General features: G+C 46.8%; 17 protein-coding genes. All 17 read left to right on the top strand.

The genetic code is table 11. The features are described 5' to 3' along the window. Positions 1 to 18 precede the first annotated feature (18 nt). Positions 19 to 1,044 carry a hypothetical protein gene (locus tag MTP39_RS12025; protein WP_249240697.1) on the top strand — a complete coding sequence of 342 codons (1,026 nt, stop codon included), beginning with the start codon at positions 19 to 21 and terminating at the stop codon, positions 1,042 to 1,044. A gap of 469 nt (positions 1,045 to 1,513) precedes the next feature. After that, positions 1,514 to 3,115: a DNA primase family protein gene (locus tag MTP39_RS12020; RefSeq protein ID WP_249240696.1), complete on the top strand. Its 1,602-nt coding sequence runs from the start codon at positions 1,514 to 1,516 to the stop codon at positions 3,113 to 3,115. 73 nt (positions 3,116 to 3,188) lie between these two features. Continuing rightward, a complete protein-coding gene (locus MTP39_RS12015) occupies positions 3,189 to 3,332 on the top strand; it encodes a hypothetical protein (RefSeq protein ID WP_015537439.1) in 144 nt (47 codons plus the stop codon). Between the two features lie 90 nt (positions 3,333 to 3,422). Beyond that, positions 3,423 to 5,156: a recombinase family protein gene (locus MTP39_RS12010; RefSeq protein ID WP_249240695.1), complete on the top strand. Its 1,734-nt coding sequence runs from the start codon at positions 3,423 to 3,425 to the stop codon at positions 5,154 to 5,156. A gap of 423 nt (positions 5,157 to 5,579) precedes the next feature. Further along, positions 5,580 to 6,515 carry a DUF932 domain-containing protein gene (locus MTP39_RS12005; protein ID WP_249240694.1) on the top strand — a complete coding sequence of 312 codons (936 nt, stop codon included), beginning with the start codon at positions 5,580 to 5,582 and terminating at the stop codon, positions 6,513 to 6,515. Between the two features lie 10 nt (positions 6,516 to 6,525). After that, a complete protein-coding gene (locus tag MTP39_RS12000) occupies positions 6,526 to 6,864 on the top strand; it encodes a DUF3848 domain-containing protein (protein WP_112149172.1) in 339 nt (112 codons plus the stop codon). Next, on the top strand, positions 6,861 to 7,793 hold the full coding sequence (locus MTP39_RS11995; protein ID WP_249240693.1) for a YqaJ viral recombinase family nuclease: 933 nt from the start codon (positions 6,861 to 6,863) through the stop codon (positions 7,791 to 7,793). Before MTP39_RS12000 ends, MTP39_RS11995 begins: the two co-directional genes overlap by 4 nt. 60 nt (positions 7,794 to 7,853) lie before the next feature. Next, positions 7,854 to 8,570: a Sak single strand annealing protein gene (locus tag MTP39_RS11990; protein ID WP_249240692.1), complete on the top strand. Its 717-nt coding sequence runs from the start codon at positions 7,854 to 7,856 to the stop codon at positions 8,568 to 8,570. An 18-nt stretch (positions 8,571 to 8,588) separates the two neighbouring features. After that, positions 8,589 to 8,927: a DUF3846 domain-containing protein gene (locus MTP39_RS11985; protein ID WP_249240691.1), complete on the top strand. Its 339-nt coding sequence runs from the start codon at positions 8,589 to 8,591 to the stop codon at positions 8,925 to 8,927. Between the two features lie 15 nt (positions 8,928 to 8,942). Further along, positions 8,943 to 9,296 (top strand): LPD28 domain-containing protein, encoded by a 354-nt coding sequence (locus MTP39_RS11980; RefSeq protein ID WP_249240690.1) that lies wholly within the window; start codon positions 8,943 to 8,945, stop codon positions 9,294 to 9,296. Between the two features lie 142 nt (positions 9,297 to 9,438). Beyond that, a complete protein-coding gene (locus MTP39_RS11975; RefSeq protein WP_249240689.1) occupies positions 9,439 to 10,131 on the top strand; it encodes a recombinase family protein in 693 nt (230 codons plus the stop codon). Positions 10,132 to 10,307: 176 nt separating this feature from the next. After that, entirely contained in the window at positions 10,308 to 10,487 is a 180-nt protein-coding gene (locus MTP39_RS11970) for a hypothetical protein (RefSeq protein WP_249240688.1), read from the top strand. A 165-nt stretch (positions 10,488 to 10,652) separates the two neighbouring features. Beyond that, positions 10,653 to 11,582: a helix-turn-helix transcriptional regulator gene (locus MTP39_RS11965; RefSeq protein ID WP_249240687.1), complete on the top strand. Its 930-nt coding sequence runs from the start codon at positions 10,653 to 10,655 to the stop codon at positions 11,580 to 11,582. 29 nt (positions 11,583 to 11,611) lie between these two features. Then, the gene (locus MTP39_RS11960) at positions 11,612 to 13,060 is read left to right on the top strand and encodes a hypothetical protein (protein WP_249240686.1); all 1,449 of its coding nucleotides are present in this window, start codon (positions 11,612 to 11,614) and stop codon (positions 13,058 to 13,060) included. Positions 13,061 to 13,069: 9 nt separating this feature from the next. Next, entirely contained in the window at positions 13,070 to 14,476 is a 1,407-nt protein-coding gene (locus MTP39_RS11955; protein WP_249240685.1) for a hypothetical protein, read from the top strand. A gap of 114 nt (positions 14,477 to 14,590) precedes the next feature. After that, on the top strand, positions 14,591 to 14,953 hold the full coding sequence (locus tag MTP39_RS11950; protein WP_015537470.1) for a helix-turn-helix domain-containing protein: 363 nt from the start codon (positions 14,591 to 14,593) through the stop codon (positions 14,951 to 14,953). A 262-nt stretch (positions 14,954 to 15,215) separates the two neighbouring features. After that, complete coding sequence (locus tag MTP39_RS11945) at positions 15,216 to 16,871, top strand: hypothetical protein (protein ID WP_249240684.1); 1,656 nt, start codon at positions 15,216 to 15,218, stop codon at positions 16,869 to 16,871. Positions 16,872 to 16,908 lie beyond the last annotated feature (37 nt).

Genomic DNA, 16,908 nt, shown 5'->3' with positions numbered 1-16,908 from the left:
ATTAGGAGGAAAATGGTTGTGGGCAGACTTACAAAAGAAATGAAAAAAGCAGAACTGATGGAGCAGTTAACAGAAGCAAACGAAACTTATCTTGAAAAAATTTCCCAACATATGGAATGTCAATACCGTGAGATGCAAAGAGTAGAGCGAAGAATTGAACGAAAGAAAAAATTGATAGATAAAAAACACATCGTATCTATAAAGAAACTAGAAAAAGAAAGAAAAGAAAAATTAGAAAAGATTGTTGGAAGATATAGACGCATTGGAGAAAAGGTAAGAGAAGCAACGATAGACAAGGTAGATTTAGCAGAAATAGAAAATATAGAAAAGGGATACATTACACTTAGACAATTTTTGCTAAATATATTGAGAGAAAGAGAAACTGGCAAGCTTCCGAATTGGAAAGAAAGAATAACAGAAAGAAGTGTCGAGTCAGAGATTTCGACAGATGGGGGAGTTGTAGTAAGCAAGTTGAGAGCGTTACAATATGAATTTACAAGCAAGTTTAATATTGTAATGGGACAAATGCCGGATTCTGATGTTTCAGCATATAGCTATCTGTCAAGAGGAGGATACATCTATCTTACAGAGCAAAATTGTGAATTCTTTAAGCTGTTTATGGGAAATGATGAAGATTGTGAGCATATAGAGTATGATATTATAGGGTGCATAAAGTCAAAAAAAGTAGAAGAGCTGGATGAAAGAGTGAAAGATCAAATAAAAGAAGGAATGTACTCCTTGGCCAATAATCCGAGGACGAAGTTTGAAGAGAGTATAATAGAGAATAGGTTGACGGAATTATTTGGAACAGGAAGCGGCAAAACAGAAGAGGCGTTACAAAGTTTGATTACTATGGTGAACGAAATGCAATCGCTTAAATGCACATCAGAGGGGCAAAGAGTAATTTTTGAAATGGTTACGAAGGCTTTGGATAAATGTCGAGATAAAGTAACGGAAGAGTATAGAACTTATATGAGTCTATACAGGGATGAAGAAGCAGTAGAAGGATTTCTAAAGTCTCTAGAAAACAAGAAATCGAAATAAAGTGAATACCCTTACGCGAAAAATAGTTTTCGCGTAAGGGTATTTTTCTTTTGGGTAGCTTGAGCGAGCGACAACCACCAGCTCTGCTGGTGGAGTAGAAAATGCTTTAGCTATAAAATTCGAGCGAAGCGAGATGGCAGAGAAATTGTCATCTTGGAAGATGCACTTTGCAACATAGCTCGTTAGAGCGGTAGGGCAGGTAATGCAGATGAAAGATGCTTGCTCGTGGCCCCTTAAGGGGCTTTGCCAGTAAGGTGCCCTTCTAGGGCTTACTCAAGCCACCGGCTCAGCCGGTGGTTTTGACTGGAATATGAATAAAACATGAACGATACGAATAGATGAAATATGAAACGAAAATAAAATGACGAAAATTCGATTAAAAAGTTTTTTGCTTGCCCGCACCTATAAATTTTATTAGTGGCATAATAAAAGTACCCCTAAAAAGGAATATGTATAAAGGAGCGATATTATGGGCAAGCAAAACAAAAATATTTTTGACTGTCAGGGAGGTGACTTCTCTCTAAAATCTTTGGATGATAGCTTCGACGCAGAGGATGGTGAGTGGTACCCGGATAACAGCGATGAAACCGATGTGGTTCTTGCGGCATCACTTTTCAAGAATAATGCGGCGAAGAAAGAAAAGAAGAAAAAGAAAGGGAAAAAGAAGGAAAAAAGTACGCAGGAAAATAACCCGTTAAAAAAATTGTTCAAATATGATGAAAAGAAAGAGGATGACTTAGAATCAGAGGATGAAGAGGTTGAACGAACGGAAAGGAGTCAATCAAAATACCACCCGATGTATGAAATGGCACATGCACTGGAGGAATTTTGCGATCTTAAGGTTGTAGATGGTGAGGTGTACTACTATGAAAACACATACTATATGCATCTGACAAAAGATCAGATAATCGAATTATACAAATTGAGAGTTGATCCGAAGCTTCATGGTGCAGTGAATTTGAGAAATTACAGAGATCTTTATGACTACATAAAGATGGAGCAAATCCTGAAATACGAGATGCCCAAAAATGAAAAATTGTACTGCCCATTCGAAAACGGAATTCTTTTTGTTAAGAAAGGTAGATTTGAAGACCATGACCCTGAATTTGTCACATTTACCTGTTTGAACGCAAAGTACAATGAAGATGTAGAAAGCCCTGAAGAGGCAGATTGTCCAGTGTTCGATAAATTTATGAAAGAAATTTCTGGCGGACGTAAGGACATTGAGGAACGCCTCTGGATGGCATTGGGTTACCTCTTAGTTGAGCCAGCTAGAGGAAAATTTTTCTTTATTATGGGATATGCCAGAGATTCAGGAAAAAGCATATGGGGCAATTTCGTACAAAAACTTTTTCCAGAGGAGGCAATAAGCAACCTCTCTTTGAGAGAACTCGGAGGAAAATTTGAAACGGAATCGTTGCTTGATGCGAGAATAAACATCTCGCTTGATTTACCGCGAGAAAGGCTGGATGTGAGTGCTGTGTCAAAATTAAAGCGTATTACAGGTGGCGATGGAGTTGAAATTCAACGAAAAAACCAACGCTCAAAAAAGCTTCACCGCAGAATAAAATTTCTGTTCGCCAGTAATTTTCCGCTTGAAATTGAGGGAGAGGACGAGGCTTTTTTCAAACGTGTTGTATATCTTCCTTTTACTCATTCAATTCCAGATGATGAACAGGATCCAAATTTGGAAAAGAAGATATGGAAAGAACGCAATGAAATAGTCACGAAGGCTACATTCTATGCTCGAAGACTCGAAGAATTAGACTGGCACTTTCCAGAAATTCCAGATGTGGATAGCATGAAGGGGGTGCAAAGAAAGCCTCCAATTGACTATCTCTGGGAGTTTATTGACTTGCACTGTGAAAAGGTCAATCATGAAACTTTTTGTCCGACAACTGATTTGAAAAATGCCTACGAAAACTATTGTGAGGAAAAAGGAGTTTGTCCGTGTAGCCCGATAGTGATTAACAAGTGCGTCGTTAAATTTGGAGGAAAACATGATCGGAAACGTCTCAATTCATCAGAAAATGCGGTATGGGGATTTTATGGAATCAAGCTCCGTCCGTAACTTCTGATTCTTCGATGATACGTTATACCTCTGACTCTGAGCACCATTAACGATAACCAAGGGAGGTATCACAATGCTGGAAATTGACGAAAAGGCGATGGCCTATTGTCTGGTGGAAGCTCTCTTTGCGGCAGGGGTAATCAACCTGCCTACCTATCAGAACTTCCTTCGGATGAAACGTGAGCAGGAGGAAGAACCGCCTGCAAAGGCTTCGTAAACAACAGAGAAAGGCTCTGGCGGAGGGGATTTGGCCAGAGCCTTTCTTTTTGCCGCAGAAAAGAGTCAGAGACAGTGGAGGTTAAATTTTATGAGGATAGCCGTGTACGCGCGTGTCTCAACAGAACATGAGGCACAAATCAACGCACTGGAAAATCAGTTGGAGTGGTATAAAATCGAATGTTCCCGGCATTCGGACTGGGAAATCGTGGAGGTCTACGTAGACCAAGGTATTACCGGAACGCAAGCACAGAAGCGGCCAGAGTTTTTGCGCATGATGGAGGATGCCCAGAAGGGCAAATTTGACCTAATCATTACTCGCGAAGTGAGTCGCTTTGCACGAAATACAGTTGATACGCTGTCCTACACACGCGAGTTGAAAGCGCGTGGGGTGGACGTGTTTTTCATCAACGATGGTATCAACACCGCGACCAATGATGGTGAACTTCGGTTGACAATCATGTCTTCTATGGCACAAGATGAGAGCCGCAAAATTTCAGAGCGCGTAAAGGCTGGGCAGAAAATCAGCAGAGAAAAGCACGTTCTGTATGGCAGTGGAAATATCTTAGGATACCGCAGGGAGAACGGAACCTATGTTCCTGACCCTGACCAAGCTGAAACAGTAAGGCTGATTTTCCAAATGTATTCTACCGGAGAAAATGGGCTGGTTAAAATCGTAAACGAATTATACCGCCTTGGCCGATTAGATGCAGGCGGCCATGTTTCGTGGGACGCTTCCAAGGTGAGCAGAGTCCTACATAATGCAACCTATAAGGGGTGTATTTGCTACAATAAATCCCACAGCGACGGATATTTGACACAGAAACGTGTTAAAAATCTGGACGAGAGCAGCTACATCTATGTGAAAGGTGACTTTGAGCCTTTGGTATCAGAAGAAATGTGGGATAGATGCCAGCAGATTTTGGCATCGAAATCAGCACGGGTAATAGATGAAAATGGGAAAAAGCACAAGTACATGAGAAATACGCCAAAGTCAGTCTGGACGGCAAAACTGCGGTGCAGCTGTGGCGCAGGATTTATCCAGTTCAAGTGGCGTGTAAATCGGGATGGTGCAGTGGTTCATGGATTTCAGTGTTATCGCCGTACCCGTAGGCCAAGCATCAGCTATTTGCAGGAGCATGGCTTGGACTTGGGAATTAGCTGCCAAATCAAGGCAATCTGTGAGTGGAAGCTGGACTTGATGGCAGCAAAAGTATTTGAACATCTCACCTTTGACAAGGGCAAAACAGTCAAAGAGGTCTATAAAATTTTGAACCGCTGCATGGCAGAAGAAAAGACTGTCCGCATTTCCAGAAAGGCGATGCTGGAAAACAGCATCGCCAGACAGAGGGAGCGTCTGGATAAGTACATAGACCTGTGTGCAGACGGAATCATCACAAAACAGGAATTGGCAGAACGGCGAAGGGGACTGGATGCGCAGATTGCAGAATTGCAATCTCAATATGAGAATGTGGAACAGGAGGATGAGCGCAGTGGAACCCTTGATATGAATTTAATTGCGCAGAAGTTGGATGAGTGGCAGAAGGCATCTAGAAATGATGTTGACCGGGAGCTTATCAATAGCTGTGTGGCGCAGATCACGCCGCTGACAAACGAGGAGTATCGCTGGGTGCTTGATTTCCAACTGACAGAAGTGCAGAGTCGAAATAGTGCTACTTGTACGTTGGATGGCTTTATGGAGATGGCTCGTTTTAGGATTTCTTTTGAAGAAGCTAAGGCTTTTAAGGCTTCCCGGAATCAGAGGATTCGTAAAAATGAGTGGCATGACCTCACGGTAGCCGTGGGTATCCGCACAAAGACTTGAACGTAAAACACTGTGTCAGTTGTGCCGGATGTGTCAGAATTTTCGAGAAACCTTTATTACATTTTATATTTTTACCCTATCGCATATCTAAGAAAAATAGAGAGGAAGGGGATAAAAATAAAGAATATATAGAGAGTTTCATAAAAGCCTGACACATTTGACACACCTGACACAAGACGAAGCGTATCTGAAAAAATTACAGTTATATATTATCTTTGTAGAAAGACCTGTGAGCAGTTTGATTCTGTCCACAGGTCTTTACTTTTTACTTGAAAATGGAGGAAAAACAATGGCTGATGTTATGGTAAAGATTCTGATGAAGGGTGCAAAGGCAATCGGGAAAACTGCCGTAATACTCATTATTTGGATCGCCCATAAACTCGAAAACAAGTAATCACATTAAAATTTTAGGAGGTAGTAGTTATGTCTGCAAATGTTGAAACCATGTTCTCTGTCCGTGAAACCCCTTGGCACGGCCTTGGCCGTATCGTGATGGATGCCCCTGCAAGCCGTGAAGCTCTGGAACTGGCTGGTCTGGATTGGCAGGTGGAAAGTCGCAATATCTATTCCGGCATTGGTGCCATGATTCCCGGCTATCGTGCCAATGTCCGCAGCACCGATGATGCTGTTCTGGGTGTGGTGTCTGACCGCTACCGCATTGTGCAGAACGAAGAAGCGTTCCAGTTCACCGATGACCTGCTGGGTGAAGGCGTTACTTATGAAACTGCCGGTTCTTTGCAGGGCGGCAAGAAAGTCTGGATGCTGGCAAAGCTGCCGGAGAAGTACATCATCGCCGGAGATGAAGTGACCCCATATCTTGTGTTCTTTAACAGTCACGATGGCAGTTCTGGTGTAAAAGTCGCTATGACCCCGGTTCGTGTGGTCTGCCAGAACACCTTGAATTTGGCTTTGGGTACTGCAAAGCGCATCTGGACTGCCCGCCACACCGAAAATGTTCTGCTCCGGGTGCAAGACGCTCGTGAAACCTTGCAGCTTGCCAACGGTTACATGGCAGAACTGGGTAAAGGCATCCATGAGCTGACCACCATCAAGCTGTCTGACCGCAAGGTGCAGGAGTTCATCGATGAGTTTTTCCCTGTCACCGAAGACCTGACCGATGGCCAGCGGAAGAACAACCTGCGCTTGCAGGAAGATTTGAAGGCTCGCTACTATAATGCACCCGATCTGGAGTGGGTCGGAAAGAACGGCTGGCGGTTCGTAAACGCTGTTTCGGACTTTGCTACCCATGCAGACCCCATCCGTAAAACTCGCAACTACAACGAAAATCTGTTCCTGCGCACCGCAGAGGGCAATCCCATGATCGACAAAGCCTACAAGATGGTGCTGGCAGCAGCATAAAGGAGGACGTATGAACGATGTGAGCAACCGGGCTGTCCGGGAATTTTCTGAGTTCCTGAACAGCATCGAAGCTGATTTTCCAAAGCCTACTTGCACCACGGCATACGAGATCACGATGAAAAGCACCATTGTCAGTGCTTTAATCACGCTGGACACCGAAAAGCAGATGGACGAGCGTTTCTGGAACCATCTCCGAGTGCAGCGAAATATTCTGGATTTCCTGTATGCCCTGTGGCTGGACGATGACCGTACCTTGGTGGATGAATTTTCCACCATTATCAAAGACTTGGTGGAATATGATTTCTCTATTGCGGAAGAACAGATGAAAGAGAGGTTGAACATTGCATGAAACGACTTGTATCTACACGGAACCTGTCCAAAGAAGATTGGCTCCGCTACCGCAAATGCGGCATTACCGGCACGGATGCCGGGGCTATCCTGGGCCTGAATCCCTATCGCTCCGCATTTCAGGTGTACTACGATAAAATCAGCGATACCATTGAAAATATCGACAACGAGGCCATGCGGCAGGGCCGTGACTTGGAGGATTATGTGGCGCAGCGGTTTTCCGAAGAAACGGGCTTTAAGGTGCGCCGTGCAAATGCCATCTACCAGAGCGAGGAACATCCGCTGCTTCTGGCAGACTTCGACCGCCTGATCGTTGGGCAGAAGGCCGGGCTGGAATGCAAAACGGTCTCACCGTTCTCCGCAGACAGGTGGGCAGATGGCAAAATCCCGGCTCACTATCTGGCGCAGGTTGACCACTACTTAGCCGTCAGCGGTTTCGACTGCTGGTATGTGGCGGCTCTGATTTTCGGCAAAGAGCTGGTGATCCACAAAATCGTGACGGATAAGCAGGTGCTTTCTGACCTCATTGATAAGGAAGAACGTTTCTGGACGAACCATGTTGTGCCCCAGATTCCCCCTGCACCCAACGGTTGCGATTGTGACACCCAGCAGATCAACCAACTATATGAGGTGGATGACCGCGACAAGACCGCTGACCTGAGTGCCCTGCATGGACTTCTGGATAAGCGGCAGGAGCTTTCCGACCAAATCGAGCAGATGGAACAGGAGAAAACGGCTATCGAGCAACAGGTCAAGCTGAAAATGCAGGATGCTGCCTATGGCACAGCACCGGGTTACAAGGTATCATGGGTGTCCTCCGAAAGCAAGCGTGTGGATTCCCCGCGTTTGAAGAAAGAACAGCCCGATATTTTCAATCGGTACAGCAAAAATGTAAGCAGCCGCAGGTTCACCATCGTTCATGCGGCATAAATTTTGTAATTGGCGGCAGGGAGTAAATACTCTGCCGCCTTTTTTCTTGGAGGTTATCTTATGGCCACAGAAAATCCGTTCGTAAAATTATTCGCTATCGACTTCAAAGATCATCTGGAAGTCAAAAAGTCCGGCAATACCGAGCTGAAATATGTAAGCTGGGCGTATGCCTGGGCAGAGGTGAAGAAGCTGTATCCCGCTGCCAGCTACGAGGTCAAGAAATTCAACGGCCTGCCCTATGTTTATGACCCCATAACCGGCTTTATGGTGTACACCTCGGTCACGATAGAGGGCGTTTCGCACGAAATGTGGCTGCCTGTACTGGATGGCGCAAACAAAGCCATGAAAGCTGAGCCTTACACCTATACCACCCCGAAATGGGACTACAATCCTCAGACTCGCCGCCGTGAAAAGATCGGCATGGAAGAGCGCACCGTAGAAGCAGCCTCTATGTTCGATGTGAATAAAGCTATCATGCGGTGCTTAGTGAAGAACCTTGCTATGTTTGGTCTGGGCCTGTACGTTTATGCCGGAGAAGATTTGCCGGAGGATGCCGCACCGCAGCCGGAGACAGAACCGCAAAAGCAGCCGAAACCGAGATCCGCTAGCCCGAAGCAGGAACAGCCGCCCATGCCCTGCATCTGCGCCCGGTGCAACCAGCCTATCAAGAGGGTCAAGCTGAAAGATGGCTCCATCATGCAGGCGGCAGAGTTTGCAGCCACCCATGAGGGAATGTGCGCTGACTGCTATAAGGCTACAAGGCTAAACGTAGCATAAGGAGAAGGAGATTTTACGATGAAAGAAGAAAAAATCAAAGTCCTTGCGCTCCTGCCAATGGAGCTGCCAAAGGAGATTAATCTGGACAACACTCTTGAAGCCATGCAGAACTTTGTAGGCGGGCTGATCGAATGCATCACATTGAGTGACACCGGTTCAGAGGTCACACTGGTCTGCAATGATGAAGGCAAGCTGCTTGGCCTGCCGCTCAATCGTCCGCTGTGGGATGGAGCCGATGTTCTTGCCGGGCCGGGATTTCTGGCCGGATGTGACAACGAAGGGAATCTGACTTCTCTGCCGCAGAGTGCAATGGATTTCTACAAAGAGAAATTCAGAGCTTTTATCATTGAAATCTAATAGGAGGAACGCCTTATGACCTTTAATGCAATGACCGAACACTACGAAGAAATTACGGTTTGCGGAAAGCCTGCGCTGTTCACCAGTATCCGCATCAAGAGAGATACCATCCCGGACGGCTTGTACGCTTACGATGTCCGGCACGATGATGAGTGCCGGGGCATCCCTTGTGAGATCGCACCCTTCGTGATGGTCAACCACTGGGGCACCATCATCCTTGCGGAACCGCTGGAACTGCCGGATGATGGGCGGCGATATATTGACGAGGATACCGACTGGAACTACGCTCCGTTTGGAGGAACAGAGAAAAATCAAAAGCCATGTGTCACAGTGGAAGAATTTATAAAGACCTATGTGAAGCAAGAATAACAGAAAACTTGTGCCGGAAAAGTATTAAAAATGCCGTAGAGGTAAAAGAGTATCAAATTATCTATCGTTTGAGAGAGTTGCGTCAGCAAATCGGCAACGCTAAAATGACGAACGGCATTTTTGATACAGAAAGAAAAAAGTTATGAGCATTTATGGCTACTGCAGAATTTCAACTGCAAAACAGAGCATTGACCGTCAGATTCGCAATATCAAGGCCGAATATCCGACCGCCCACATTGTACAGGAAGCCTACACTGGCACATCTATCTTTCGCCCGGAATGGCTGAAGCTCTACCGGGTTCTGAAAGCAGGAGATACGGTGGTGTTCGATTCGGTGTCCCGGATGTCCAGAAATGCAGAAGAGGGGTTTGCTCTGTACGATGACCTCTACCATAAGGGCATCCGGCTGGTGTTCTTGAAAGAGCACCACATCGACACCGAGACCTACAAAAAAGCCCTGTCCGGCAGCATTGCCATGACAGGGACGAATGTGGATTTCATCTTGAAAGGCATCAATGAATATTTGATGGCCTTGGCAAAAGAGCAGATCAAACTGGCCTTTGAGCAGTCCGAAAAAGAAGTTGCCGATCTGCACCAGCGCACCCGTGAGGGTCTTTTGACTGCCCGGTTGAATGGTAAGCAGGTTGGCCGCAAAAAGGGCACTGGGTTTGAAACCCAAAAGTCCAAAGCAGCCAAGGAGAAGATCCGTATCCATTGTAAGGCGTTTGGCGGCACATTGGATGACATGGAGTGCATGAAATTGACTGGACTTGCCCGGAATACCTATTATAAGTATAAGAGGCAGATTCGGGAGAACACTGAAATGAAGGATTGACTTTTATGTAGAAGAAGTGCTGCAAAAGCGGACAGAAGGAACACGGGACATTCAAAACGAGAATGCCGTGTTCCTTTTTTGTGGCTTGTGTAGGATGGACAACCATACCGTCCAGCCCAATCTGTATAATGGGGGCAGAAAAGTGATGGAATCATAAGATAAAGGGAGAAGAGCATATGAAAAAATTTTTGATGGTGCTGTTGAGCATTGCATTTGTGTTGAATCTTACAATTGTGATGGGGTTGATTGGTGGATATGGTTCGCCACGCCGGGCGCTTTACACCATCACAGATGAACTGATGAACAGTGCCTATCGCTTCAAAAGAGGTTGGCAATTTAAGAATAGTCTACCTTGACTTTTTAGAAGATGGACAGACTGCCTGTCCATCTTTTTTTGTATACTGGGGTTGTGCAAAAGAGACAAAAATTTTTTTGTAATTCCGTGAAACGACAAAACTTCACACAAAGAATTGCAGTGATAGTTGTGTTGTGTTACAATGAGCAGAGAAGGAGAATGAACTGTGCGTAATAGTAGATTGGACCGTATACTCTATATCCAACAGGTGCTGGTACAGGGCGGTGTGCTGAACAAACAGCAAACGGCTGATCGCTTCGGTGTCAGTGAGAAAACCATCCAGCGCGACCTTGACACCCTGCGCAATCATTTTGCAGACAGTGAGCCGCGCCGAGAGATCTTATACAACTCCGCAAAGGGCGGCTATCTGCTGGATGACACGCTTTCACGCTTCCTCACCAGCAGCGAGATTCTGGCAGTGTGCAAGATTCTGCTGGAAAGCCGCTCCATGGTCAAGGAGGAAATGTTCCCCATTCTGGACAAGCTGATCCTGGCCTGTACACCGCTGGACCGGTTGAATCAGGTCAAAGACCTTATCAGCAACGAGCGTTTCCACTATGTCGAGCCGCAGCACGGCCGGAAATTTATTGAAAGCCTGTGGGAGATCGGCACGGCGGTAGAAAACCACAACCTGATGGAGATTACCTACTGCCGCACCCATGATGGTGAGACCCGGGTGCGCACCATCGAGCCGGTGGGCATCCTGTTCAGCGAGTATTATTTCTATCTGGCAGCGTTCATTGAGGGCATTGACAAGGACAAGCATTTCCAGAACCCGCAGGATAACTCCCCGACGATTTATCGCATCGACCGCATCCAGAACTATAAGACCCTTGACCGGCACTTTGCCCAGCGCTATAAAGACCGCTTTCAGGAAGGCGAGATGCGCAAGCGCATCCAGTTCATGTACGGCGGAGAGTTGCAGACTATCCGGTTCGAGTACACCGGGCCAAGTCTGGAATCTGTGCTGGACCGTCTGCCGACGGCAAAAGTTTTGCAGGTGACGGAAAAAGGCTGGCTGCTGGAGGCGGAAGTGTTTGGAACGGGTATCCAGATGTGGATACGTAGTCAGGGCGACTATGTAAAAGTATTATAGAGACTAAAATGAAGAAAGAGTGAACTAGTATGTTTGGCTTATTCAAAAAGAAAAAGCAGCAGACAGAGGCGTTGATTGAAAAAGATGAGCACTCCGGCAGCGATAATGGTGCAGTGGATATTGCAGCACGCACGGCTTCCAATCAGGCAACGCAGATTCAAATGCAGAAGGCTGCACAGACATTTGCAAAACCAAGCCAATACACAGGCAATCGAAATTTGTTTGACAGCGAATCGGCCAAGCGGAGAGCTAAGGAACAGGCTTTTGCAAATGGGCAGAGACCGGTTGATCCATATCTTAAGACGGAACTGTTTCGAACGAAAGAAGAAGCACAACGTGCATATCCAGAAGAGTATATGTATCATGCGGCGGAAGTCGACCATACAGTTCCGGTGGAAAGAGTTTTTGAGATGTTTAAGAATGATCCTTTTCTGACAAACGAGGACATTCGGGACATTGTGAACTGTGATGAAAATCTTACTGTTATCTCTGCCAAATTAAATAATGTAAAGCGCAGCCGGACGAATCAGGAACTGGTTGCTGACAAGGAATACCGAGAGAGCAAAGGCGTTAATCTTGGACACGAGGAAGAAGAGAAACTTGTATCTGATGGCTCGGAGACATTTAATGCGCTTGCCCAAAAAGGACAAAGAAAGAGAAAACAACAGGAGCTTAAGCTGGGCCATGAAGCGGGCATGGCAGGTGCACAGTATGCCGGTGTGACAGGGCTGACCATGTCTGGTATCAACAATGTGACAGCATTACTCAACGGCGAGAAGTCAGCAGAGGAGGCTATTGCAGATACTGTTGCACAGTCCGGCAAAGCTGCGGTAGATGGCTATGTGATGAGCAGCAGCCTGACCGTGTTGGGACGTAAAATGTCCAGTTCGTCTTCGGAATTTATCCGCAATTTGGCAGAGGCAAATGTTCCGGGCAAGGTGGTCACGGCGGTCATGGTCACTGGTGACACACTGGCAAAGTGGGGCAGCGGTGAGATCACGACACAGGAGTGTATGATAGAATTGGGCGACAAGGGTCTGAACATGGCAACCATGGGCTATTTTATGACCATTGGACAAGCGGCAATTCCCATTCCGATTGTGGGTGGTGCCATTGGTGCTATGGTAGGCTCTACATTGACCAGCGGCTATTATCAGGAGCTGATCCATATTCTGAAAGACCGCGAAGTGGAACATCAGGAGCGGATGCGCCTGATTGCCGAATCGGAACGTGCAGCAGAAGAAACCCGGCAGTTCAATGAGCAATTGCGGCAGTATCGTGATCAGTATTTTGCAGAGTGCCACGAATTTTTCGATACTACTCTTTCTACTATGCACTTTGCCTATGAGACCGGTGACGCAGATGGCGTAATTCACGCAGCTAACAAAATCACAGAAAAACTGGGCGGTAAGGTCCAGTACGAAACAGTGGATGAATTTGAAGATTTTTTGGATAGTGATGAGCCATTTGTGCTCTAAGGAGGAAATATGCCGCTTTTAACATTACTAGGTGGAGCCGCCGCTCTTGCAGCAGGTGCGCTGGGCGTAGGTGGACATCTGGATGCGAAAGATAAAAATGAAGAAGCAGAAAAGACGCGGCAGATGGCACAGAGTTATTATGACGCCGCAAAAGACCTGCTGGATCATACCCGTGAGGAAACCCAAGAAGCTCTTGTTAATCTGGGTACGACCAAGCAGACCGTGCTGGAAAACTCGATGGAGCGGTTTATCCGTAGCTTTGAAAAAACTAAAGAAATACAGATGGAACTTTCGGATGGCATTGATGAGCTGGAAAATTTCCGGTTTAGTTCAGATGATGCTATGGAAATCCAGAAACTGGACAGTGCTTATACCAGTGCAATTTCCACTGACGCTGTGGATACCGCCGCAGGTGCAGCACTTCTGTTAGCGGCGGGTGGATCGCTACCAGTTCTGGCAGAGGGCGCATCTTTAGCAGGTACCATGCTTTCAATCGGTGAGGTTGGCACAGCGGCCAGTATTGCTGGCAGTGCTGTTGGTGCTGCCTTTGCGCCGCTGGCGGCTGTGGCTGCTCCGGTTGTGTTGTTTACGGGCTTTACTGCCAGCATGAAGGCTGACGAAAATCTGGAGAAGGCACAGGTAATGATGTCGCAGGCAGGAGAGGCTGTGGACAAGATGGAAACATCGCGCATTCTGTGCGAGAGCATTACCGAAAAGGCAAAAATGTTTAATGGCCTGATTAACCAACTGAACGAAATGTTTGATGAATGCAGCCGCATGATGGAGCAGATGGTCGATCGGCGCGAGGCAGAACGCAGAAAGTACAAGAATAAAAAGCTGCAAAGCAAGGATTTTACCAAGGATGAAAAGCGTCTGATGGCTGTTACTGGCGCACTTGCTAAAGCCATGAAAGCGGCCATCGATACTCCCATGCTGAAAAATGACGGCTCCAGTGGGCTAACAGAAGAAGCTGAAAGCGGGTTTGCAGATATGAAAGCTCAACTTCCTGCATTCAAAGAGAAAGTTAGCATTGTTGAGGCGGCAGAGCCAGAGGGTGGTTATGGCTCGCAGAAAGTATTACTTGAGGGGGAGGAAAAAGACCCACTGTATCTCGTCAAGAGTGCTTTTGGTCAGAAGCGCACAAAGAGCGTAAAAAGCGCCGCATCCACCGCGTCCGCACAGCCACAGGGAAAAAGGCGTACGCTGCGGAACGCCGTGCTCTGGATGTGCTGTGTGTGGATGGGACTGACTGCTATCCTTACTGTAACAACAATATTCCCCGATCCCCTCTGGTTTACAGTGTACTATGTGATATGGGCAGTTATACTATGCCCAAAGGTGGCTCCAGAACGGCCTGTCTGGAAGCGTATCCTTATGGGGATCGGAGCGTCGTTTCTCTTGGATGCGTTTCTCTAAATTACAAAAACTGACTTGAACTTAAAAATCTACTATACTTTCAGGTTATTACAATCCCGATCGATTGCACATACAATACAAGTATCACTTCAAAACATGGAGGGTACTTGTATTATGGTGGACTACGCCGACATCGGAAAACGCATCCGTGCCTGCCGTCTGGCAAAGGGCATGACGCAGGAACAGCTGGCCAATGAGGTCGGCGTGGTGGTCACGCACATCAGCCATATCGAAACAGGCAACTCCGTGCCCAGCCTGAAAACGCTGATCGACATCATCAACGCACTGGACTGTTCGGCGGACGAGTTGCTGTGCATCGAAATCAAAAAAGCAAAGCCGGTGTTCGACAGCTGGATGACCGAACAGCTTGCAGATTGCTCTGCCGATGAAGCAAAGATCATCAAAGAAACGGTGGTCAGCCTGAAAAAATCGCTCCGAAAAGTGTACGGAAAGTCCTCTAAATACAGATATGACTAAAACTTCAAAAACTAAATGCCAGTTGGTAGGCATTGAGTGTTTGAAAAAGCACCCATAAAGTAAATGAACCGCCCCGGCTTCCATAGCAGGAAGCCGGGGCGGTTTTTCTATGTAAGGCTATATAGAAAAATCCCAATGGAAGTTTGCCGGATGGACAATATTGGTGTCCAATCAACGCTTTATAATAAAAGCATCAAAATGATTCATTGGAATCATTCCGAACGGAAAAGGCTACGCATCCATTGAGATGGGAGGAAACATCATGAAAGAATTATTTGAAATCTATGATGGCAGTGCAGAGGCTAAAAAAGCCAAAGGAAAATCCAAAAATCTGAGCGGCTTTCATCCGCTGTTTACCGCATCTGCGCGCAGAAGCATCGCGCTAGATGGCTTAAAGATCTGGCTGCTGCTGGGATTCGTTGTGGGCGTGGTGACAGGTGTTGCAACTGGTGCCGGAGCAGTATCCGTCTTTTTGGGGCTTCTGATCGCCGCAGTAATCTATTTTGGCTTCCGGGATGATGTCTACAAAAAAGTATACGGCCCGGAGCATGACAGAGGCCAGCTGCCTTTGCCGGAAGGAATGAGCTGGGAAGAAGCCGTAGATCGCATCCGCCGTGGATTTGCCAACCCGGATGTTGAACAGGTGACGGATACTGCGGATGCCATGACCTTTTACAGCAAAAAGCGTGGTACCTATCAGCTGAAAAACACAGCCGATGGTTTGAAAATGACCATCCTGACCAAGCCATCCAAGAGTAGCAAGAAAGAATACCTGTATGCGGTGTTCAGCAGCGTTCTGCTGTCGCAGGTGATCGCCATCCTGTACCCTGAAAAAATTTCTACAGAGCAGGTAGAAGAAGAAAAGGCGGCAGTCCGAAAGCTGTTTGGCGCACATAAGATGCCACTGGTCATTGAGCTGGCGATTACGGCGGCGTTTGTTGCATTCGCAGCGTATGTGCTCTATACTATGCTCTATTCGGATAGTGCCCGCTCCAAAGGGATCTCGGACAGCTATCTGAACCTGTTCCCGGCAGAAGCCACGGTAGGCGAGGTGCTGGACGATTTCTTTACGGACGGCAAGTGGGACAACTACGAGCAGAACGGCGTGACTTATGTCAGCTATACCGGCATCGGGCAGAATACGCAGACCGGTGAGAAAATCGAAATCAGCATTTATTTTAAGCTGAACAACGATAAAACCTTTGGCATCGACCGGATGACATGGAACGGCGATACCATGAATACCTTGGAGCAGCTTGGAGTGATCTCGGCTCTGAACGACAGCTACCGGGAATCTCACGACCTTGCCAGCAGCAATGCGCTGGACAGTGCATTCGATGAACTGGAAAATGCACTGGATGAAGCCCTTACGGATTCAGCCTCCAGCGAGGCAGCGCCGGAGAGTGAAGCGGTAAGCACGAGTGTTACAGAAAGTGTGCCTTATACCGAAACAGCGGATGCTTATGATGCAGATGATATTTTCCCCGCTGCGACACGCTTTGATGAACAGGCCACCAGTACAAATGGAATGGATACCTACTCAAAGCTGGCAGGGGAAATCTCGGTAGAGTATAATCATTATGACGAACTGACCGAAGAAATCAAGGAATATTTCCTCAGCTATGGCCCCTATTTCCGGACGGCATGGCTCAACGCCATGTATACGGATATTTATGAGGATACCGGAAGATACGGCAACGCCACGGCACTGTATGACTTTGTGAAATATATGAGCTTTTACGATGAGATCACCTCTTATTACGATCCTGCTCCAATGAGTCAGGCGTTTCATGATGTGATACTCTCCATGGAAGATCAGATTTATGTAGATACGGCAACGGATCGTGAAGCCGCTCCTTATGTGGATGAGGTAATCCAAACTGCCGAAGCCAACGGTGCCGAACTGCAGATCTGGTAAAAACATAAAAGTATACGGGCCATCTTGTGAAAACAGA

It is taken from the genome of Faecalibacterium sp. I3-3-33, assembly GCF_023347295.1.
In the GTDB taxonomy this organism is placed as follows: domain Bacteria; phylum Bacillota; class Clostridia; order Oscillospirales; family Ruminococcaceae; genus Faecalibacterium.
The sequence above is the reverse complement of the archived record's forward strand: the minus strand, read 5'-3'. Positions and strand labels throughout refer to the sequence as shown.

Bases quoted from the DNA above. Each gene is read 5' to 3' on its own strand.
- MTP39_RS12020 (WP_249240696.1), top strand. From the start codon at position 1,514: ATGGGCAAGCAAAACAAAAATATTTTTGACTGTCAGGGAGGTGACTTC.
- MTP39_RS12015 (WP_015537439.1), top strand. From the start codon at position 3,189: ATGCTGGAAATTGACGAAAAGGCGATGGCCTATTGTCTGGTGGAAGCT.
- MTP39_RS12010 (WP_249240695.1), top strand. From the start codon at position 3,423: ATGAGGATAGCCGTGTACGCGCGTGTCTCAACAGAACATGAGGCACAA.
- MTP39_RS12005 (WP_249240694.1), top strand. From the start codon at position 5,580: ATGTCTGCAAATGTTGAAACCATGTTCTCTGTCCGTGAAACCCCTTGG.
- MTP39_RS12000 (WP_112149172.1), top strand. From the start codon at position 6,526: ATGAACGATGTGAGCAACCGGGCTGTCCGGGAATTTTCTGAGTTCCTG.
- MTP39_RS11995 (WP_249240693.1), top strand. From the start codon at position 6,861: ATGAAACGACTTGTATCTACACGGAACCTGTCCAAAGAAGATTGGCTC.
- MTP39_RS11990 (WP_249240692.1), top strand. From the start codon at position 7,854: ATGGCCACAGAAAATCCGTTCGTAAAATTATTCGCTATCGACTTCAAA.
- MTP39_RS11985 (WP_249240691.1), top strand. From the start codon at position 8,589: ATGAAAGAAGAAAAAATCAAAGTCCTTGCGCTCCTGCCAATGGAGCTG.
- MTP39_RS11980 (WP_249240690.1), top strand. From the start codon at position 8,943: ATGACCTTTAATGCAATGACCGAACACTACGAAGAAATTACGGTTTGC.
- MTP39_RS11975 (WP_249240689.1), top strand. From the start codon at position 9,439: ATGAGCATTTATGGCTACTGCAGAATTTCAACTGCAAAACAGAGCATT.
- MTP39_RS11970 (WP_249240688.1), top strand. From the start codon at position 10,308: ATGAAAAAATTTTTGATGGTGCTGTTGAGCATTGCATTTGTGTTGAAT.
- MTP39_RS11960 (WP_249240686.1), top strand. From the start codon at position 11,612: ATGTTTGGCTTATTCAAAAAGAAAAAGCAGCAGACAGAGGCGTTGATT.
- MTP39_RS11955 (WP_249240685.1), top strand. From the start codon at position 13,070: ATGCCGCTTTTAACATTACTAGGTGGAGCCGCCGCTCTTGCAGCAGGT.
- MTP39_RS11950 (WP_015537470.1), top strand. From the start codon at position 14,591: ATGGTGGACTACGCCGACATCGGAAAACGCATCCGTGCCTGCCGTCTG.
- MTP39_RS11945 (WP_249240684.1), top strand. From the start codon at position 15,216: ATGAAAGAATTATTTGAAATCTATGATGGCAGTGCAGAGGCTAAAAAA.